Below are 18,850 nucleotides of genomic sequence, written 5' to 3' on the forward strand. Positions count from 1 at the left end.
GCGTTGAAACGATACCAGGATGCGGGCGCGGCTCATGGACGCGCTCGACGACATCAACGGGCGGTTCGGCAAGTGGACCGCGGTAACCGCCTCGCAGGGGTTCAAGCGGGAGTGGAAGTTGCGGTCTGAGATGCGGCCGCCAGCGTAGACGACCAGCATTAACGAGGTGCCGACAGTGCGAGCCGGGTGAGGCGGTACGAAAAGGGCCGCTGACCTTTCGATCAACGACCCCCTCACTCACGCCTGGGACATGGGAGAATCAGGCGTAAGCGATCTTAGCGGCCCGACGACGATAGCGAGCGGTTGCGCCGATCATACCGAAGCCCACCAGCATCATCGCCCAAGTGGCGGGTTCGGGCACGACCGCGACCGCGGCCGGGCTTGAGGTGGCTGGTCCGAACGCAGAAATGGTGCCGTTCCCATTCACGCGGTACGTGTCCGAGGCGACGCCATCCTGATGAAAGAATGCAATGTTCGTTGCATCGCCCGCGTTGAAACGAACGCCGCTACCGTCGAGGAACGTAGGCCCTGACGTGAGATAGTAATAGGTTGGATTACCGGGCGCATCGAATAGGCCGCTGATTGCAGTGCCATTGATAGTGCCAGAGATGCCGGTGATGGCGAGACCTGTGAATCCAAAACGATCTACGGCCGTGTCTGTCGTTGTGAAGGTGCCCCTGATCGTCTGATTGGGGCCGCCGAATAGCGTACTCGTCGTATCGAATGTAAAATTGAATACCGCCGCTGATGCTGGGGCGGAAGCGACGACAGCGAGTGCCATGATGCCAAGCGCAATCTTTTTCATATTTGCTCCCCGCCGATCAGCCGCAATTTGCGGGATCATCGGCATCCTGAGCTACGTCAGAACGTTCGAGATAGTTGCGCTTGCATTAACAATTGTGGGTGAACTACTTTGCCGCTCAGATGAATTATTGGCGATTTGATGGGAGCAGGCGACGTGATTTCGAGCTGGATGGCATCGGTGATTTTGATGGCGACGCAGGCTAGTGCGCCGATGGTCGTCATGACCCCTACTCCGTCGTTCTACACCGGGGACAACCTTCTGGAGTATCATTGCTCATCGCCGCCGCAGTCGCCCAACGGTGCCGTGTGCCGAGCCTACATCATCGGCGTGACGGATATGTACCGAGCATCAAGGACCGGCCGCAACCGGCCGATTTGTGTGCCGATGACGGTCAATCAGGGCGAGGTGCAACAGGTCGTTGTCGCTTGGCTTCAGGCTAATCCCCTCATGCGGAAAGAATCCGCTGCGATTGCGGTCCGCAATGCCCTGGCCAGCAGATGGCCAGAGTGCGCCACCAATCGCTAGTGACTGCGGCGCGCCTGAAACAGTGTGATTTATCCGTGATAGCACGAAGAGGGCCGCTGACGGTGCTCAATCCCGCGCGGTGATAGGGACGGAGGGCCGGCCGGGTGATCTCGAAGAATCCCCGGCGTCTGATGTGTGGTTCGCGCCGTCCTGTCGCGTCGCATGGAGATGGCGAAGGATTAGCGCCAAATCCCGCTCGGTAAGCCCACTCCGGTCGTCGATCACCGCACCAGCGGGCAGGGGCTCGACCCAGGCGGCGAGGCGGTTGCACGCTGCGCCAAGTTCAGGATCGATGGAATCGTCGAAGGCAGCCATGCCGCAACTTAAGCCAGCTCCATCCTACCAGCAATGCGATTGCCCGCGTGGTGATCGGCGGCATAGTGATAGTTAGGCGAGGAAGGCCCGGACGCTATCGGCTTGCACCAAGGTGCGCCGACCGATCTTCTTGCTGGTCAGTTTCCCTTGGTTGATGAGATTGTTAACCGTCCCCTTGGAGACGCCAAGGACGTCGGCGGTCTCTTGGATCGATAAGGCGACCGTGCCGGGATCAAGTACCGCACGCTGGCGCCCGGCCGAGACAACCGGTGCGTCGACGACAGTGAACGGCACAGATTGATCGTAGGCCGGGGAGGGGGCCGGTCGAGACTTCTTTGCAGGCGGGACGATATGCGTCACGATAGGCGCCGGTGCTGCTGCCGGCACCGCGCCATGCTCTGCGGCCGCCCGGTTCACCGAGGTGGCATCGAAGCGGATACCGATGACGCTAACACGATTCCCATCGCCATCATCGTCGAGGTGGACCGAAGCCTCTTCATATACGGCCGCGATTCGGTCCTCTGCGACGATCCGTCGCCAGATGCCGCGATCGATTCGACTGTCCCGGACCTCTGTTCGTGGCTGACCGGCGGTCTCGCCCTCGATCAGGCGTGCATATCCCTTCACCAGACCTGCCATGGCGAGGTTGGCAAGAAGACGATGCAGATCAGCGCCTATGTCGGCAGCATCAAGGATTTGAATCGCCGCGTGGGGCGAGATCGGTCGGAAGGCAGTCACGCAGATTCCCAGCACAGCATCGTGAGCGGATGCCATGCCCGTGAAGGCGTAAAAATAAACCTACGACCTATCCCTCGGATCACTGACGATCACCGAGGTACACTGACGTGTAAGGAAAGGTGAGGGACACCGTGTGGGACACACAATATCGCCAACACGATATTCCGCAGCGTTTACAACGACTTATGCGGAACCGAATGGTGGAGCCGAGGGGGATCGAACCCCTGACCTCTGCAATGCCATTGCAGCGCTCTCCCAGCTGAGCTACGGCCCCATCCGTCTCGGGAAGGCGGCCCAACTAGCGGGCCTCCGAGTGCTTGGCAAGCGGCGTTTCCACCGCCTGCCAGCTTTTTTATTTTCTCAGATCAATGATCGTCGTCTTCGGTGGGCGCTTCTACACCAAGATCGTCGTCACCGCCCAGATCGACCTCGTCGTCGGCCGAGGGCTCTTCGTCCTCGCCGGTGATCGCTTCGATATCCTCGTCATCACCTTCCAAGTCCGCGTCGGGCTTGGCCTGATCGGGCTTCGCCTGCTCAAAGGGCAGGGGCTGCTTGGATTTCAGAATTGGTTCGGGCTCCCACGCATACCCGCAATTGATGCAGGTGACGGGATCGTCCTTGGCGAGATCGTAGAAGCGCGTTGCGCATTTCGGACACGTACGCTTCGTGCCCCATTCCGGCTTAATCATGCCGTTCGTGCCTTTCGGAATTGGTAGACGCGGCCGAAGGTGGCCCCTCGTCCGTGACGTGGCTGCGCCTTGCCATAGCAGGGGGGCGGTGTCAAAGCGCGCCTCCCATGTCCCATGCTCCATCCCAACCGTATCGGGTCACTGCCCGTGGCCCGCTGACCGGCACGATCACGGTGCCCGGCGATAAATCGATCAGCCATCGTTCGTTGATGTTGTCCGCTTTGGCGGTCGGCACCAGCCGGATTGACGGTCTGCTGGAAGGAGAGGACGTGCTGGCCACCGCAGCGGCGATGCGCGCGATGGGCGCACGGATCGAACGGCAGGCGGATGGCAGCTGGCAGGTTGACGGCGTAGGGGTGGGTGGCCTGCTGCAACCCGCCACAGCGCTCGATATGGGCAATTCGGGCACATCTACCCGCTTGCTGATGGGCCTTGTTGCCAGTCACCTGATCACCGCGACCTTCATCGGCGACGCATCCCTGTCGGGCCGGCCGATGGGGCGGGTGATCGAACCGCTGGAACGGATGGGGGCTGCTATCACCGCATCGCCCGGTGGCCGATTGCCGCTAATGCTGCGCGGTATCACCCCGGCCGTTCCCATCGAGTATACGCTGCCGATCGCCTCCGCGCAGGTGAAGTCCGCAATCCTGCTCGCGGGACTCAACACGCCGGGCATTACCCGGGTGATCGAGCCAATACCCACCCGCGATCATTCGGAACGGATGCTGGCGGGCTTCGGGGCGACGCTGACGGTCGAATCCTCGCCGGCCGGTCGCATCATCAGCATCCATGGCGAAGCGGAATTAAAGCCGCAGGCGATCACCGTTCCCGGTGATCCGTCGTCCGCGGCCTTCTGGCTGGTGGCGGCGTCGATCGTACCGGGATCGGACATGATCGTGCGCAACGTCGGGCTCAATCCGACGCGTACCGGCGTAATCGCCGCATTGCGGATGATGGGTGCCGATATCGTCGAACTGGATGGCCGCACCGTTGGCGGCGAGCCGGTGGCCGATCTGCGCGTCCGGCACGCGCCCCTGACCGCGATCGAGGTCCCGCCCGATCTGGCGCCGAGCATGATCGACGAATATCCGGTGCTTTTCGTGGCGGCTGCATTTGCGACGGGCCGGACGATCGCACGTGGTGCCCACGAACTGCGCGTCAAAGAATCGGATCGTATTGCGACGATGGCCGCAGCGCTGTCGGCGTGCGGCGTCGCGGTGACGGAACATGAAGACGGGCTGTCGATCGACGGTTCCGGCGGCGACGCGATACCGGGCGGAGCGACGATCGCGTCCAAGCTGGATCATCGAATCGCGATGAGCATGGTCGTTGCCGGTCTGCACGCTGCTCGCGCCGTTACGATCGATGACGCAGCCCCGGTGGCCACCAGCTATCCCCGATTCTTTATGTCGCTTGATCGACTGGCCGGAATCACGGGAGCGGATGCGTGATCATTGCCGTCGATGGTCCTGCGGCGAGTGGGAAGGGAACGATCGCACGTGCGCTGGCGCGGCATTATGGTTTGCCGAATATGGATACGGGACTGCTTTACCGCGCCGTGGCCGCGACGGTGCAGCGGTTGGCACTGGACCCGACGATCGAGGCCGATGCGGTGGCCGCCTGTGACTTCGACCAGGATATGTTGACCGATCCCCTGCTGCGGGAGGATGATATCGGGCAGTTGGCCTCGATCGTGTCGGCCCATCCGCTGGTCCGGGCTTCGCTGCTCCAGCGACAGAGGCGTTTTGCGGCGCAACCCGGAGGTGCTATTCTGGATGGACGCGATATCGGCACGGTGATCGCGCCTGATGCCGAAGCCAAGCTGTTCGTCCGGGCTACCCCGCAAATCCGTGCGCGTCGTCGCCATGCCGAATTGCAGGCGCGGGGATCGATGCTCAGCTTCGACAGGGTGCTGGCCGACATCCGCGCCCGCGATCTGCGCGATGCCGGTCGGTCCGCCGCGCCGCTGGTGCAGGCCGCCGACGCAGTCATCCTCGATACCAGCTTTCTGTCCGTCGACGCCTCTGTTCAGCGGGCGATCGAACTGGTCGAACAGCGAAGAGTTACTTATATTGGTTAACGATTACTTGTTGATTTCATTTGTTTCAATGCGGGAATATTATCGCAAATCCTTGATTGATCTGACACCCCGATGTTGGGAAAGGGTCTCAGCATCATTCTGGGGTACGAACCTTGACCAAGACATTTCTCCGTAGCACCGCGATTGCCGGCGCGCTTCTTTCCACCGCTCCTGTAAGTGCGGCTGTCACCGTACCAAGCAACACTTTCGCGTTTAATACCAGCGGTACGCCATCCAGTTCGTCGGGCAGTGGTATCGGTGGTACGCGAACCTATACCGCGACCACTAACGCTGCATTAACCATGAAGGTATCTGCTTGGACGCTGACGCCCGAGACATCGAAATCCTATTGGAATATATTCTATCCCTTCAATACCTACACGGTGGTCACGCCAAGCGCGGTGAAGGCGACCACCCTGGCGGCCTACACAGTGGGACTGGGTGATCTGGGCGCGGGCGAAAGCACGGATAACGCTACCCATACGATCGACAATCAGATCAATGACGATTTCCTTCTGCTCGAATTCAGCGAGGCGGTGACGCTCGGCAGCATCAACCTCAATGCCTATGCGCTCGATGGTACCGGTAGGGACAGCGATGCACTGATCGCCTGGGGCATGAAGGCGGGGCCGATCAATCCGACCGGCCTGGACAGCAATGGGCTGAACGCGCTGTTTGCCGGTTCGCAGGAATCACTTGGCAACGGTACCAGTGGCATCCGTACCCTTAACCTGTCCGGCAAGCAGGGTAATCTGTGGATGATCGGCGCGTCGCAATTGAACGCCGACGGCATCACCGATGGCTTCAAGCTGGCCGGCCTTACCGTCACGACGGCGGTAGCGGCTGTGCCGGAGCCGGCGACCTGGGCCATGATGTTCGTCGGTTTCGCCATGGTCGGCGCCGCTGCGCGCTATCGGCGTCGTTCGACGACCGCCATTATCGCCTGACGAATCCGATCGGCAGGCGCCAACGATTGCGCCATACGAAGCCGGTGCGCCCAATTGCGGCGTGCCGGCTTTGTTGCTATGAGGAACCATCCGACGGGCAGGCGCCCGTGGAGGTAAGGCGCGGGAGGGCAATCCTCCACGCGCCCTTTGCGCATACGCGTCTTGTCCTTCCACCCGCCTTTCTGAGGGATGCTGCGACCGGCACGGGGCCGACGCGGCGTTTTGGCCAAGACCATCGGATCCAACCGATTGGCCGGAAACAACGACCGAGGAATACTGCTCTTTATGGCTACCCAGGTTCAGCCCACCCGCGACGACTTTGCGGCGATGCTCGATGATATGTTCGGCGGCGCCGACAGCTTCGAGGGGCGCGTGGTGCACGGCACCGTTACCGCGATTGAAAACGACATGGCCGTCATCGACGTCGGCCTGAAGTCCGAAGGCCGCGTGCCCTTGCGCGAATTCGCACCCGCCCCCGGCCAGAAGGCCGAGTTGAAGGTCGGTGATGAAGTTGAGGTCTATGTCGACCGCGTCGAGAACATGCATGGCGAAGCGATGCTCAGCCGCGACCGCGCCCGCCGCGAAGCCGCATGGGACAAGCTCGAACTCGAATTCTCCAAGTCTGCCCGCGTCGAGGGCACGATCTTCGGTCGCGTCAAGGGCGGCTTCACCGTCGACCTGTCGGGTGCCGTGGCGTTCCTGCCGGGTTCGCAGGTCGATATCCGTCCCGTTCGCGACGTCACGCCGTTGATGGACATTCCCCAGCCGTTCCAGATTCTGAAGATGGACCGCAAGCGCGGCAACATCGTGGTATCGCGCCGCGCCGTGCTGGAAGAAACCCGCGCCGAGCAGCGTTCGGGCCTGATCCAGAGCTTGGCCGAGGGTCAGATCATTGACGGCGTCGTTAAGAACATCACCGATTACGGTGCGTTCGTCGACTTGGGCGGCATCGATGGCCTGCTTCACGTCACCGACCTGAGCTACAAGCGCGTCAATCACCCCTCCGAGATGATCAACATCGGCGACACGGTGAAGGTGCAGATCATCCGCATCAACAAGGACACGCAGCGTATCTCGCTGGGCATGAAGCAACTTGAGTCTGATCCGTGGGATGGTGCCAGCGCCAAGTATCCGGTCGGCGCCAAGCTGTCAGGCCGGGTCACGAACATCACCGAATATGGTGCGTTCGTCGAGCTGGAAGCTGGGATCGAGGGCCTTGTCCACGTCTCGGAAATGTCTTGGACCAAGAAGAACGTCCATCCGGGCAAGATCGTCTCGACCTCGCAGGAAGTCGATGTCGTCGTGCTGGAAGTCGACCAGGACAAGCGTCGCATCTCGTTGGGCCTAAAGCAGGCACAGGCCAATCCGTGGGAGGCATTCGCCGCCGCCCATCCGATCGGCTCGACCGTCGAAGGCGAAGTCAAGAACGCCACCGAGTTCGGTCTATTCATCGGCCTGGACAACGACGTCGATGGCATGGTCCACATGTCGGACATCGCCTGGGGCGTGTCGGGTGAGGATGCTCTTAACCTGCACCGCAAGGGTGAGACGGTGCAGGCCATCGTTCTCGACATCGATGCCGAAAAGGAGCGTATCTCGCTCGGCATGAAGCAGCTCGAGCGTGGCGGGCCGTCGGCCGGTGGTGTTGCGGCTGCGGGCGACCGTCTGGGCAAGAGCCAGGTCGTCACCGTTACCGTCCTCGAGGTTCGCGATGCGGGTCTCGAAGTGCAGGCGGGTGACGATGGCGCCGCAGGCTTCATCAAGCGGACCGATCTCGGCCGCGATCGCGATGAGCAGCGTCCAGAGCGTTTCCAGGTCGGGCAGAAGTTCGATGCGATGGTAACGGGCTTCGATCGTTCCAAGAAGCCGACCTTCTCGGTCAAGGCGATGCAGATCGCCGAAGAGAAGCAGGCTGTGGCACAGTACGGTTCGTCCGACTCGGGTGCATCGCTCGGCGACATCCTGGGCGCCGCTCTGAAGGCCCAGAACGAGAAGAAGTAAGCATCAGCGTTGTTATGAAAGGGGCCGGGATCATTCCCGGCTCCTTTTTTTATGTCCGTACCGGTATGATTCATACCGAATGATCTGTTCGAAACACACGTTAATCTGTATCAACCCGGTCACATTCAGACCGGGGGGTCCATCTTGATTCGTTCAGAACTCGTGCAGTCGCTGTTGGAAGAACACCGGACGCTCAGTCCGCGGGAAGTGGAAACAATCGTTTCCACCTTCTTCGATACGATCACCATGCGCTTGGCCGAAGGGGGCAGGGTGGAGATTCGTGGGTTCGGGGCTTTCTCGACCCGACCGCGCGAAGCTCGTGTCGGACGGAATCCCCGTACCGGTGAAACAGTTGATGTTTCGGCCAAGCGGGTCCCTTATTTCAAGCCTGGCAAGGAAATGCGAGCCCGGCTCAACGTCTGACGTCGTTCGGGCTTGACGCTGGGCTGCGGTCACGCTTTCGGGTTGATGCGCGGCGGACGTGGCGGAATGGTAGACGCTACCGACTTAAAATCGGTTTCCTTATGGAGTGCGGGTTCGAGTCCCGCCGTCCGCACCATCATGTAACGAAGGAGGGAAGATCATCTTCCTGACTCCTTTTGCCATTTATTCGATAATATATATTATGTTAAACAAAGCTACGTGATGGCGCTGATGATGATCATCCCCAGCCCAAATACGGCAATCCAGGCCAAGCCCATCCTGAAAAGCGTAGTGATCGGTACCCGTCGTGCCACCAGCGCGGTGATCGGCAAGATCAGTAGCAGCGCGTAGAACAGCGGTGCCGGCCCGTCGCTCACAGCTCCACTACCATCCCGTCATACCCAGGCTCGACTCCCTTGGGCAGCGACCGGCATAGCGTCACGTAATCCATACTCTGGTCCATATGGATCAGGATCGTTCGGCGCGGCCGGATTTCTTCAACCCAGCCCAACACGGCCGTGACGGTGGCATGAGCCGGATGTGGCGCATAACGCAGTGCATCCACTACCCAGAGGTCGAGCCCGGAATACAAATCCCGCATCACTGGCGTCATGTCATGAAAATCGGTCGCGTAACCGATGGTCTTGCCCGACGCGGTGAACCGGAGGCCTGCGCTAAAGATATTACCATGCGGCTGGTCCGTGACGCCCAGCTCGATCTCACCGATCGATAAGCTGTCCGGTAGTGTCTCAGCCGTGATCGTCGGCGGATATCCCGGTCTTCCCTGAAAGGCGTATGCGAAGCGTGATTCCAATGTTCGCATCGTCGCTGCTCGCGCCAGTCCGCGAACCGGTGCCCGCATGGCATGGAACAATTGCCGCAGATCATCGATGCCATGGCAATGATCGGCATGATCATGTGTCCAGATTACCGCATCGACCCTCGACACATCGGCGGCAAGCAACTGCTCCCGCATATCGGGACCGGTGTCGATCAACAGACGCGTTGACCCTTCCTCGACGAGGATCGACGCTCGGCTACGCCGGTTGCGTGGTTCGGCAGGATCGCAGGCGCCCCAATCATTGCCGATCCGCGGCACACCGGATGAGGTGCCGGACCCGAGGATCCGTACCTTCACGCGGCGGTCTTGCTGAATAATGTGTGGAAGTTGGCAGCCGTCGTTGCCGCCAGCGCAGCCGTATCCTCACCCCGCAATCGGGCAAGAAAGGCCAGCGTATCGGCGACGAAACCGGGCTCGCCGGTCTTTCCCCTGTGTGGCACCGGCGCCAGGAAGGGCGCATCAGTCTCCACCAGCAGCCGATCGGCCGGCAGATCGCGGGCAATCGCCTGAAGATCGGTCGCATTCCGGAATGTCACGATGCCGGAGATCGAGATGTACAGGCCCAGTGCCAATGCTTTATCCGCGAAAGCTCTGCTGGCAGTGAAGCAATGGATGACACCGGGATAGGCCCCCTTCCCCATCTCTTCCGTCAGAATCGCCGCAGTATCGTCCTCCGCGTCACGGGTATGAACGATCAATGGCAGACCGGTGTCGCGGCACGCGGCAATATGAGCACGGAAACTCGCACGCTGTCGATTGCGGTCGGAGTGATCGTAATGATAGTCCAGCCCGGACTCACCGATCCCGACTACCTTGGGATGAGCCGCGCGTTCCACCAGTGCGGCACGATCGATATGCGGATGCTGATCTGTTTCGTGCGGATGGATGCCGACCGTTGCCCAGACATCGGGTTCGCGTTCCGCGGTCGCGATCACCGCATCCCATTCGCTTTCCCGCGTCGCGATGTTGAGCATCGCGGTGACGCCGCGCGCGCGTGCGCGCGCCAGTATGGCCGGCTGATCCTCCACCAAGCCCTTGTAATTCAAGTGACAATGGCTGTCCGCAAGCATCAGCCTGCCTCCACCGCGATGGGCATTTCCAGACGCGGAAAGGCAGGTGTCGGTGTACCGAGACGAAAGCCCGATGCGGCCTGCCGGTCGTACCAGCCATCGTCATCAATCGCGGCATGGTCCCGCGTATCTGCTCCCAGTAGATCAAGGATACGCCCTGCCCCTTCCGGCACTACCGGCAGGATGGCGATAGCCAGCATCCGGATCGCACGGACGAGCGCGCCCAGTACGGCATGCATCCGTTCGGGATCGGTCTTTCGCAAAGTCCATGGCGCCTGCGTATCGATATACTGGTTGCAGGCATGGACGCCGCGCAGCCACGCCTCGATGCCATGACTCAACGCCAGATCGCCGAACGCGGCCTTCATCGCGGCGCAAGCTACCACCACTTCTTCGACCAGTATCGCGTCGGCCGGGTCGGTCCGCCCCGCTGCCGGCAGCGTGCCATCAAGATTTTTTGCGATGAACGACAGCGTCCGCTGCGCCAGATTGCCGAAAGCGTTCGCCAGTTCGGCATTGATCCGCGTCACGATGGCTTCGGCCGAATAGCTGCCGTCTTGTCCGAAACTCACTTCGCGCAGCAAGAAGTACCGCAGCGCATCGACTCCGAACGCACTTGCCAGTTCGCCCGGATCGACCACGTTGCCCAACGATTTCGACATCTTCTCGCCCCGGTGGAGCAGGAAGCCATGACCAAATACCTGCTTTGGCAAGGCTATATCTGCCGACATCAGGAAAGCCGGCCAGTAGACGGCATGGAAGCGCACGATGTCCTTGCCGATTAGATGCAGATTGGCCGGCCAGTACCGCATGTCAGAAGTTTCCCGCGGGAAACCCAAGCCCGACAGGTAATTGGTCAGCGCATCGACCCACACATACATCACGTGCCCGTCGCTGCCGGGCACCGGCACGCCCCAGTCGAAGCTGGTCCGCGATACCGACAGGTCGTTCAGGCCGCCTTCGACGAAGCGGATAACCTCGTTGCGGCGGCTGTCGGGACGAATGAAATCGGGGTTGGCGGCGTAGAAATCGAGCAGAGGTTGCTGGTATTTCGATAGACGGAAAAACCACGTCTCTTCGGCGGTCCATTCCACCGGGGTACCTTGCGGCGACAGTTTGCCGTCGGCTCCGTCGACCAGTTCCGCCTCGTCGTAGAAAGCCTCGTCGCGGACTGAGTACCAGCCTTCGTAGCGGCTGAGATACAGATCGCCACTGGCCGCCATGCGCTCCCACAATGCCTGACTGGCATGATGATGTTCGGGCGCAGTGGTCTGGACGAACTGATCGTAACCGATGTTCAGTGTGTCGCACATCGCCTTGAAATAGCGCGACATTTCTGCGGCATAGTCGCGTACTTCGCGGCCCAGTTTGCGCGCGGTCTGGACCATCTTCAGTCCATGTTCGTCGGTGCCGGTCTGGAAGCGCACGTCGCGTCCGGCCTGTCGCTGGAAACGCGCGATGGCGTCGGCTGCGATCGCTTCATAGGCATGGCCGATATGCGGCCGACCATTGGGATAGCTGATTGCGGTGGTGATGTAGAAGGGTTCGCCCATTCGCGCGCACCTAATGCATCGCGGTGCCCTCGTGAAGCCTTGCGACGATCCCCGCCATCTCGATGACCGTCGCCTGCGGATCGAGCGACAGACCGCGTGCTGCGCCAGCCAAATCCCGGGCAGCGGCATGGGCATCGAGAGCGGTACGCAGGGCATGGCCGGTACGAATGCGCGCCTGCCGTGCGATGAACCCCGGGACCCGGTCCAGAAACGCCTCGTATCGCGGTTGTGCCGCCTTTCCCATGAGTTGTCGGGCCAGCGCCGTGCGACAGCCATTGTCGCGATCGCCATCGCCCGCGATCGCGGCGATTGCCTGATCCACCGCGCCCAGATCGAGCCCGGCAAAGCGCAGGGCTCGCCCGGGCGCCCCGTCCGCTGCGGCGACCAACGTCGCGATCTCCCCCTCGTCGGCATCAGGGAATGCTGCACGCAACGCCTGCGCCACTTCCGGCTCACGCATCGCTTCGAACCGAAGCAACCGGCAACGCGACCGGATCGTCGGCAGCAGCTTGCCGGGCGCATGACTGATGAGCAGAAAGATCGTGCCGGCCGGCGGCTCCTCCAGATTTTTGAGCAAGGCGTTGGCGGCATTGCGTTCGAGATCGTCGATCGCATCGATCACCACGACGCGTCGCTTGCTCAGTGCGGGCATGGTGGCGAATAGCGGCTGGAGCGTGCGAACCTGTGCGATGGTGATCGATCGGGCCAGCTCGCCTTCCGGTTTCTCTGGATCCTTGGGCAGCCGAGCCAGCATCCGGAAATCAGGATGCGAGCCTGCATCGAGTAGCGAGGCGATGCGATGCCCGGCCGGTACATCCAGCCCGGACGGCAACGTTGGGTCGACCGCCGCCGCCAGCATCCGGCGGGCGGCGGCCTTTGCGAACAGCGCCTTGCCGACTCCCTCCGGCCCCACCATCAGCCAGGCGTGGTGCAACGATCCACCGTCCAAGGAGGCCAGAAAGGCCGCATGGGCAGCAGCATTGCCAATCGGGATCGTCACCCCCCCCCCCCCGTCAGGCGAAAAACGAGATCAGCCCGTTCCAGGCCCGACGGAAGAACCCCGCCTCGCCCACATCGGTCGCGGCGACGAGCGGCAGTCGCTGTTCGGGCACATCGGGTGAGGTGATGACGAGGTCGGCGATGTGTTGGCCCGCCTTGATCGGGGCCTTGATCGGGCCTTGATAGACCACCTTGGCGGATAGCTCGGGGGCCAGACCGGCGGGCAGCGTGACCTTCAGATCCTGTCCGGCGATCAGTGCTACGCTACCGGCATCGCCCACCTGCACTTCGGCGATTTCGACTTGCTTGCCCTTGGCGGCGATCGGCTTGGCCTGCCACGCACGGAAACCCCAGTCCATGAAACGGACCGATTCCTCGATCCGCTGATTGGCGCTGGTCAGCCCCGCCATCACCATCACCAGACGGCGGCCGTTCTGATCGGCCGATCCGGTGAAGCCATAACCGGCCTCCTCGGTATGCCCGGTTTTCAGCCCGTCGGCACCGGCAACCCGACCCAGCAGGGGGTCGCGATTGGCCTGGGTGATTGCACTGCCGCCCATCGTCTTGCCCCAAGTGAAATCCCGGCGCGAATAGAACTGCTTGTACAGTTGCGGATAGTTGGTGATCGTCTGCTGCGCCAGCCGCGCGAGATCGCGGGCGGTGACATAGGTGACGCCGTTGTCGGGCCAGCCGTTCGACGTGCCGAACTGGCTGTTCTTCAAACCGATCTGCTGCGCGACGCGATTCATCCGTTCGACGAACGCCTGCTCGGAACCGGCGATATGTTCGGCCAGTACGACGCACGCATCATTACCCGACAGGGTGACGATACCGTAAAGCAGATTGGCGACGCTGACCTGTTCGTTCACCGACAGGAACATTGTCGATCCGGCGGCCGGACCATGCCAGCGCTTCCACGTTTCCGGCCGCACCGTCGCCATGTCGGTCAGCTTCAGCTCGCCACGCCGGATCAGGTCGAACGCGACATAGACCGTCATCATCTTCGCCATCGACGCGGGAGGCATCCGCCGATCGGGATCGCGCGCGAACAGTACGGCGCCTGTCGACAGGTCTTCCAGATAGGCGACCGGTGCAGCCGTCTGGAATTGCGGTGCGGCCGCAGTCGACGGACAGGCGAGCAGGGCCGCCATGACGGGGGCCATAACGAAGGCTTTGATGGGGGTAGCGAACGGCGTCTTCATGGGGCGGCAGGTCCGTTATCGGTCGGTGGCACAGGAATGGCGACCGGCATAGCGACGCATCATGGCGACGTCACGCGGGGATGACGGATGACGCGCGATCAGCCCGCGCGCAGGTTCCACGCCAGCCACAGCCAGCCGCCGATCAGCAACGCCCCGCCGATCGGAGTGATGGCCCCCAGCCAGCGTGGCGCGCCGAACGCCATCGCATAGAGCGTGATCGCGAAGATTGCGCCCCCTGCCACGAACAACGTCGCAGGACCGCGTGCTTCCCAACGCAGGGCAATAAGGGCGGCGACGGCATGAATCAGTTGATATTGCCCGCCGGTACGCAGCCATTCCGCCGCCGAACCGGACGCACCATGGGTACCAAATGCTCCTGCAGCCACCGCCAGCACACCCGACAATGCAGCAAGCATCGCCAGCATCATGACGGCCGCGATGGCTGAGTGATGATCTGGTCGCTTGCTGCCTTCAGGTCACCAGCCTCGACCTGGGCATGGAGTCGCTCCTTGTCGCGGGCGCGATAAAGTTGTTCGGTCCGGTCGATCTGCCCCGTTTCGACACCAAGTGCCCCAAGCGCCCGCCGTGCCATCGACACCGCCGATTCCAACACCTCACGCACGACATATTCCACCGGAGCCCCGCGCAACTTGATGAGCGCGCGTCGATCGAAGGCACGAACGAAGATCGTCGCTTCCGGAAAAGCGGCATGGACGCCTTCGAGCATGTCTGGCTCGATCTGGTCGCCATCGAGGCAGAACAGGATCAGCTCCGCCTCCGCCGCGCCAGCCTGCCGCAACAGGTCGAGTCGGGTACCGTCGCCATAATAGACTTTGGCTCCGAATTCGCCGGCGATGTCGATCATCTCGATATCGCGATCGATCAGCGTGACGGGCACCCCCTCCGCGATCAGCATCTGCGCGACCGTCTGTCCGAAACGCCCATAGCCGACGATGATCGCATTGGCGCCATCGGTCTGCGGTCCGTCTCGATGCTCGTCCACCTTCACGATCGGGGCGGTGCGGAAACGGCGGGTGACGCTCATCAGGAACGGAGTCGTCGCCATCGACAGAGTGACGATCGCACCGAACAGGCTGGCCGCCTCCGGATCGATCAGCAGTCCGGCCTGCGCCTGCGCGAAGAGCACGAACCCGAACTCGCCGCCCTGACTAAGCAACAGGCCAAGCGCGAGGGCGCCGCGCCACGGCATCCGGAAGGCGAGGCCGATGCCGAAGACCACCAGCGCCTTGGTCGCGATCAGGGCGAACGCCATCGCCATCACGAACAGCGGTCGATCTGCGATCGCCTGCAGGTCGAGCATCATGCCCACCGCCAGGAAGAACAGACCGAGGAGGATCGACCGGAACGGCTCGACATCCGCCTCCAGTTCGTGGCGATAGGGGCTGTCGGCCAGCATCACCCCGGCAATGAAGGCGCCTAGCGCGGTCGACAGGCCCAGCATTTCCATGACGGCGGCGCTGGCGATGACGGTGAACAATGCGGCGAACACGAACATCTCGCGCTCGCCCAGGTTGCCGATCAGGCGGAAGAAGGGTCGCAGCAGAAATCGTCCGGCCAGTACCAGTCCGACCACGGCAGCGGCGGTATAGAGGCCGAGCAGCCAGCCCGGCGGAGCCGATGCATCGGCCGGATTGCGGCTCATCGCGGCGATAATCGTGATGAGCGGAACAATCGACAGATCCTGGAACAGCAGGATGGCGAAGGTCCGCTCGCCGAACGGCGTCCGCATCCGCCCGGCCGACTGCAGCATCGGCAACACCTGCGCGGTCGACGACAATGCCAGCGGCAGCCCCAGCGCCAGCGCGGCGGCCGGTGAAAATCCGGCGATCCAGATGATCGCGGTGATCGCCAGTCCGCACAGCACGACCTGCAACAGACCAAGCCCGAAGATTTCCTGCTTCATCCGCCACAATCGCGACGGGTTCAGTTCCAGCCCGACGATGAACAGCAGCAGGGTGATGCCGAGTTCGGCGATCCCCATCTTCGATTCGGCATCGCCGACCAGCCCCAGCACATGCGGCCCCACCACCGCGCCGGCCACGAGATAACCCAGCGTCGCCCCGAGACCGAGCCGTCGGAACAGCAGGACGAACAACAGTCCCGATCCCAGCAGCACAGCGCCGTCGCGCAGCAGCGAGAAGCCCGCCTCCTCATGCATCAGGTGTGTACCAGCATATGCTCTGCCGCCAGCGCCGCCGCTTCGGCCGCAGCCTCGAACGCGAGGCGGATCGAAGGATGGCGGGCGGTGTAGGATAGTGCCGGCGTGAAGATGGCGAGACCCGGCCAGTCGGGTGCGTCACCCTCGCCCGCCGCCAGCCATGCCGTCATTGCGTCGCGGGCGACGGCAAGTTCCGCAGGCGTCCGGCCGATCACCTCCGCCGCCAGCAGCGATGCGGATGCCTGGCCAAGGGCGCAGGCGCGGACCAGCAACCCGATTTCGCCGACCCGGCCGTCCGCGTCGAGGGTGACGTCGACGGTGATGCGACTGCCGCAGATCGGCGATCGCCGCTCGCTCGTCCCCATCGGCGCATCGAGGCGGCGATGATGTGGGATCGAGGCGGCCAGGCGGAGAATATCGGTATTGTAGAGAGCGGCGCTCATCGATCGTTGCCTGTGTGGGTGCTGCCGTCCGGGGTTTCGCCGACCATGGTCGACCGGGCGCCGAATACCGGCAGACCACGACGGCGGCGATCTACGAAATCGGCGATACCCGCGCTGGTCGCATTCAGCAGCGGGTAGGTGCGACTGGTGGTCATCCATGCCGGCCGCCGTGACGGACCGCCCCCGACCGTGTCGGTCACCAAGGCGACGAGAAGAAAGGCGAGGCTGGAAAGGATCAGCCCCTTGAGCGCGCCGAACCCGAAGCCGAGTGCCCGGTCGACCGGGCCCAGTATCGATGTCCTCGTCCGCGCACCGATCGCGCGAGCAACCAGCCGCCCGCCAAACCAAGTGATACCAGCGATCAACGCGAAGGCCAGCACGGCCGCACCCGAGGCGGTGCCGACATAGCCCGTCAACGTCTGTGCGACCGCGATGTGGAACAGCTTCAATGCCGCGACTACCGCGACCCAGGCGAACAACGACAGCACCTCCGTCACGAAGCCACGCAACAGACCCAGGGCCGCCGCTCCCACGACCGCCAGCAATACGATGATGTCGAGTGAGGTCAGGCCCATCTACGGACCCGCCTAGCCCCGCCCCAGCATATGGTCAACGAACTGCCCGAGCGTGCGGAAGCCGGTCAGGCGCAAAGGACCCTCCCCCTTGGCGTCCTTCGCCACCCCTATCGGCACCAGCGCCCGCTCGAATCCGAGCTTGCCGGCTTCCTTTAGCCGTAACGGCCCATGCGCCACGGGACGCAGTTCGCCGGACAATGCCACTTCGCCGAACGCGACCGACTCGGGAGGTACCGGCCGTTCGGACAACGCGGATACGAGCGCCGCCGCCACCGCCAGATCGGCAGCGGGGTCCTGCACCCGGTAGCCGCCGGCAATGTTGAGATAGACTTCGGCGGTCGAGAAACTGAGACCGCACCGTGCCTCCAGCACCGCCAGGATCATCGCCAGCCGACCCGAATCCCAGCCCACCACCGCACGGCGCGGGGTGGCGCCGCTGGCGAGGCGGACGACGAGTGCCTGGATCTCGACTAGCACCGGCCGCGTCCCCTCCAGCGCGGGAAACACGGTCGCCCCGGTCACCCCTTCCTCGCGGTGGGTGAGGAACAGCGCGGAGGGGTTGGCAACCTCCGCCAGCCCTTCCGCCTGCATCGAGAATACGCCGATCTCGTCGGTTCCGCCGAAGCGGTTCTTGATCGCGCGCAGGATGCGATACTGATGCGATCGCTCGCCCTCGAACGCCAGCACGGTGTCGACCATATGTTCCAGCACGCGGGGGCCGGCGATCGTGCCGTCCTTGGTGACATGGCCGACCAATACCAGCGCGGTGCCCCGTTCCTTGGCGAAGCGGATCAGTTCCTGTGCCGAGGCACGAACCTGGCTGACGGTGCCGGGCGCGCCCTCGATCAGGTCCGAATGCATCGTCTGGATCGAGTCGATCACCAGCAGATCGGGCGGTGTGGCGCTGGACAGCGTCGTCAGGATATCCCGCGTCGAGGTAGCCGATGCCAGTTGCACGGGCGCATTGCCCAGCCCAAGCCGGCGCGCGCGTAACCGGACCTGATCGGCCGCTTCCTCACCCGAGACATAGGCCACCCCCCTGCCCGCCATCGCCATCCGTGCCGCCGCCTGCAACAGCAGCGTCGACTTACCGATGCCCGGATCGCCGCCGATCAGCGTCGCCGACCCCTCGACGAAGCCACCGCCCAGCGCACGATCGAACTCGGCGATGCCGGTCGCCATCCGGTCCGGCAGCGTGACGTCGGCATCGAGCGACGACAGGAGAATTGTCCGCCCGCCTCCCTGGAGGTGATGCTTCGCGGCGAACGGCGTCACGGCCGCACCGGCTTCCTCAACCAGCGTGTTCCACTCGGAACAGTCGGCGCACTGCCCCTGCCACCGTGACGACACCGAGCCACACGCCTGACACACATATCGCTTCTGCGGTTTTGCCATTCATCAGATATAACGGAACGGGAGGGGAACAACAACGACCGCGCATCGGGTTTCGCCCGATCCGCGGTGG

Annotated in this window: 21 protein-coding genes and 2 tRNA genes; 9 read left to right on the plus strand and 14 right to left on the minus strand. The window is 62.8% G+C overall.

The window, feature by feature from the left end; genetic code table 11:
• The first annotated feature begins 19 nt into the window (after window positions 1–19).
• Window positions 20–148, plus strand: coding sequence for a DUF4113 domain-containing protein (locus ABD719_RS12220; protein ID WP_344693663.1), 129 nt, complete (start codon window positions 20–22; stop codon window positions 146–148).
• A gap of 111 nt (window positions 149–259) precedes the next feature.
• Here the strand turns inward: ABD719_RS12220 and ABD719_RS12225 are convergent, their stop codons facing one another.
• Complete coding sequence (locus ABD719_RS12225; protein WP_425567167.1) at window positions 260–850, minus strand: FxDxF family PEP-CTERM protein; 591 nt, start codon at window positions 848–850, stop codon at window positions 260–262.
• A gap of 93 nt (window positions 851–943) precedes the next feature.
• Here ABD719_RS12225 and ABD719_RS12230 point away from each other — a divergent pair, with 93 nt between their 5' ends.
• Window positions 944–1,330, plus strand: a complete 387-nt coding sequence (locus tag ABD719_RS12230) for a Rap1a/Tai family immunity protein (RefSeq protein ID WP_344693665.1) — start codon at window positions 944–946, stop codon at window positions 1,328–1,330.
• Window positions 1,331–1,717: 387 nt separating this feature from the next.
• Here ABD719_RS12230 and ABD719_RS12235 read toward each other — a convergent pair whose 3' ends face one another.
• From ABD719_RS12235 to ABD719_RS12245, 3 genes are all read right to left on the minus strand, one after another.
• Complete coding sequence (locus ABD719_RS12235) at window positions 1,718–2,383, minus strand: helix-turn-helix domain-containing protein (RefSeq protein WP_344693666.1); 666 nt, start codon at window positions 2,381–2,383, stop codon at window positions 1,718–1,720.
• A 198-nt stretch (window positions 2,384–2,581) separates the two neighbouring features.
• Window positions 2,582–2,657, minus strand: a tRNA-Ala gene (locus ABD719_RS12240).
• A 91-nt stretch (window positions 2,658–2,748) separates the two neighbouring features.
• A complete protein-coding gene (locus tag ABD719_RS12245) occupies window positions 2,749–3,072 on the minus strand; it encodes a TIGR02300 family protein (protein WP_192126856.1) in 324 nt (107 codons plus the stop codon).
• A gap of 107 nt (window positions 3,073–3,179) precedes the next feature.
• Between ABD719_RS12245 and aroA the strand changes: the two genes are divergently transcribed.
• The 7 genes from aroA (at window position 3,180) to ABD719_RS12280 (ending at window position 8,874) form a co-directional block, all read left to right on the plus strand.
• Window positions 3,180–4,523, plus strand: coding sequence for a 3-phosphoshikimate 1-carboxyvinyltransferase (aroA, locus tag ABD719_RS12250; protein WP_344693668.1), 1,344 nt, complete (start codon window positions 3,180–3,182; stop codon window positions 4,521–4,523).
• Window positions 4,520–5,152, plus strand: coding sequence for a (d)CMP kinase (gene cmk, locus ABD719_RS12255; RefSeq protein ID WP_344693669.1), 633 nt, complete (start codon window positions 4,520–4,522; stop codon window positions 5,150–5,152). Before aroA ends, cmk begins: the two co-directional genes overlap by 4 nt.
• A 113-nt stretch (window positions 5,153–5,265) precedes the next feature.
• Window positions 5,266–6,099, plus strand: coding sequence for a PEPxxWA-CTERM sorting domain-containing protein (locus ABD719_RS12260; protein WP_344693670.1), 834 nt, complete (start codon window positions 5,266–5,268; stop codon window positions 6,097–6,099).
• A 285-nt stretch (window positions 6,100–6,384) separates the two neighbouring features.
• A complete protein-coding gene (rpsA, locus tag ABD719_RS12265; RefSeq protein WP_192127049.1) occupies window positions 6,385–8,100 on the plus strand; it encodes a 30S ribosomal protein S1 in 1,716 nt (571 codons plus the stop codon).
• Window positions 8,101–8,244: 144 nt separating this feature from the next.
• Window positions 8,245–8,523, plus strand: a complete 279-nt coding sequence (locus ABD719_RS12270; protein WP_344693671.1) for an integration host factor subunit beta — start codon at window positions 8,245–8,247, stop codon at window positions 8,521–8,523.
• Between the two features lie 52 nt (window positions 8,524–8,575).
• Window positions 8,576–8,659 (plus strand) — tRNA-Leu (locus ABD719_RS12275).
• 86 nt (window positions 8,660–8,745) lie between these two features.
• Window positions 8,746–8,874, plus strand: coding sequence for a hypothetical protein (locus tag ABD719_RS12280; RefSeq protein ID WP_344693672.1), 129 nt, complete (start codon window positions 8,746–8,748; stop codon window positions 8,872–8,874).
• Window positions 8,875–8,896: 22 nt separating this feature from the next.
• Here ABD719_RS12280 and ABD719_RS12285 read toward each other — a convergent pair whose 3' ends face one another.
• The 10 genes from ABD719_RS12285 to radA all read right to left on the minus strand — a co-directional run bounded on the left by ABD719_RS12285 (window position 8,897) and on the right by radA (window position 18,780).
• A complete protein-coding gene (locus ABD719_RS12285; protein ID WP_344693673.1) occupies window positions 8,897–9,661 on the minus strand; it encodes an MBL fold metallo-hydrolase in 765 nt (254 codons plus the stop codon).
• Entirely contained in the window at window positions 9,658–10,434 is a 777-nt protein-coding gene (locus ABD719_RS12290) for a TatD family hydrolase (RefSeq protein ID WP_344693674.1), read from the minus strand. Before ABD719_RS12290 ends, ABD719_RS12285 begins: the two co-directional genes overlap by 4 nt.
• A complete protein-coding gene (gene metG, locus ABD719_RS12295) occupies window positions 10,434–11,987 on the minus strand; it encodes a methionine--tRNA ligase (protein WP_344693675.1) in 1,554 nt (517 codons plus the stop codon). The genes ABD719_RS12290 and metG overlap by 1 nt, the downstream gene beginning before the upstream one ends.
• Before the next feature lie 10 nt (window positions 11,988–11,997).
• Window positions 11,998–12,987, minus strand: a complete 990-nt coding sequence (locus ABD719_RS12300) for an AAA family ATPase (RefSeq protein WP_344693676.1) — start codon at window positions 12,985–12,987, stop codon at window positions 11,998–12,000.
• 13 nt (window positions 12,988–13,000) lie between these two features.
• Entirely contained in the window at window positions 13,001–14,137 is a 1,137-nt protein-coding gene (locus tag ABD719_RS12305; RefSeq protein WP_344693677.1) for a D-alanyl-D-alanine carboxypeptidase family protein, read from the minus strand.
• A gap of 149 nt (window positions 14,138–14,286) precedes the next feature.
• On the minus strand, window positions 14,287–14,613 hold the full coding sequence (locus tag ABD719_RS12310; protein ID WP_344693810.1) for a DUF423 domain-containing protein: 327 nt from the start codon (window positions 14,611–14,613) through the stop codon (window positions 14,287–14,289).
• Window positions 14,613–16,367 carry a cation:proton antiporter domain-containing protein gene (locus ABD719_RS12315; protein WP_344693678.1) on the minus strand — a complete coding sequence of 585 codons (1,755 nt, stop codon included), beginning with the start codon at window positions 16,365–16,367 and terminating at the stop codon, window positions 14,613–14,615. Before ABD719_RS12315 ends, ABD719_RS12310 begins: the two co-directional genes overlap by 1 nt.
• Window positions 16,367–16,810 carry an iron-sulfur cluster assembly scaffold protein gene (locus tag ABD719_RS12320; protein WP_344693679.1) on the minus strand — a complete coding sequence of 148 codons (444 nt, stop codon included), beginning with the start codon at window positions 16,808–16,810 and terminating at the stop codon, window positions 16,367–16,369. The genes ABD719_RS12315 and ABD719_RS12320 overlap by 1 nt, the downstream gene beginning before the upstream one ends.
• Window positions 16,807–17,385 (minus strand): CvpA family protein, encoded by a 579-nt coding sequence (locus ABD719_RS12325; RefSeq protein ID WP_344693680.1) that lies wholly within the window; start codon window positions 17,383–17,385, stop codon window positions 16,807–16,809. The genes ABD719_RS12320 and ABD719_RS12325 overlap by 4 nt, the downstream gene beginning before the upstream one ends.
• Window positions 17,386–17,397: 12 nt before the next feature.
• Window positions 17,398–18,780, minus strand: a complete 1,383-nt coding sequence (gene radA / locus ABD719_RS12330; protein ID WP_192126893.1) for a DNA repair protein RadA — start codon at window positions 18,778–18,780, stop codon at window positions 17,398–17,400.
• Window positions 18,781–18,850 lie beyond the last annotated feature (70 nt).

This window comes from Sphingomonas cynarae (assembly GCF_039537815.1).
GTDB lineage: Bacteria > Pseudomonadota > Alphaproteobacteria > Sphingomonadales > Sphingomonadaceae > Sphingomonas > Sphingomonas cynarae.

Bases quoted from the DNA above. Each gene is read 5' to 3' on its own strand.
- ABD719_RS12320 (WP_344693679.1), bottom strand. From the start codon at position 16,810: ATGAGCGCCGCTCTCTACAATACCGATATTCTCCGCCTGGCCGCCTCG.
- ABD719_RS12325 (WP_344693680.1), bottom strand. From the start codon at position 17,385: ATGGGCCTGACCTCACTCGACATCATCGTATTGCTGGCGGTCGTGGGA.
- ABD719_RS12230 (WP_344693665.1), top strand. From the start codon at position 944: ATGGGAGCAGGCGACGTGATTTCGAGCTGGATGGCATCGGTGATTTTG.
- ABD719_RS12305 (WP_344693677.1), bottom strand. From the start codon at position 14,137: ATGGCGGCCCTGCTCGCCTGTCCGTCGACTGCGGCCGCACCGCAATTC.
- ABD719_RS12225 (WP_425567167.1), bottom strand. From the start codon at position 850: ATGCCGATGATCCCGCAAATTGCGGCTGATCGGCGGGGAGCAAATATG.
- radA (WP_192126893.1), bottom strand. From the start codon at position 18,780: ATGGCAAAACCGCAGAAGCGATATGTGTGTCAGGCGTGTGGCTCGGTG.
- ABD719_RS12220 (WP_344693663.1), top strand. From the start codon at position 20: ATGCGGGCGCGGCTCATGGACGCGCTCGACGACATCAACGGGCGGTTC.
- ABD719_RS12315 (WP_344693678.1), bottom strand. From the start codon at position 16,367: ATGCATGAGGAGGCGGGCTTCTCGCTGCTGCGCGACGGCGCTGTGCTG.
- ABD719_RS12280 (WP_344693672.1), top strand. From the start codon at position 8,746: ATGGCGCTGATGATGATCATCCCCAGCCCAAATACGGCAATCCAGGCC.
- aroA (WP_344693668.1), top strand. From the start codon at position 3,180: ATGTCCCATGCTCCATCCCAACCGTATCGGGTCACTGCCCGTGGCCCG.
- ABD719_RS12290 (WP_344693674.1), bottom strand. From the start codon at position 10,434: ATGCTTGCGGACAGCCATTGTCACTTGAATTACAAGGGCTTGGTGGAG.
- ABD719_RS12310 (WP_344693810.1), bottom strand. From the start codon at position 14,613: ATGCTGGCGATGCTTGCTGCATTGTCGGGTGTGCTGGCGGTGGCTGCA.
- ABD719_RS12245 (WP_192126856.1), bottom strand. From the start codon at position 3,072: ATGATTAAGCCGGAATGGGGCACGAAGCGTACGTGTCCGAAATGCGCA.
- rpsA (WP_192127049.1), top strand. From the start codon at position 6,385: ATGGCTACCCAGGTTCAGCCCACCCGCGACGACTTTGCGGCGATGCTC.
- metG (WP_344693675.1), bottom strand. From the start codon at position 11,987: ATGGGCGAACCCTTCTACATCACCACCGCAATCAGCTATCCCAATGGT.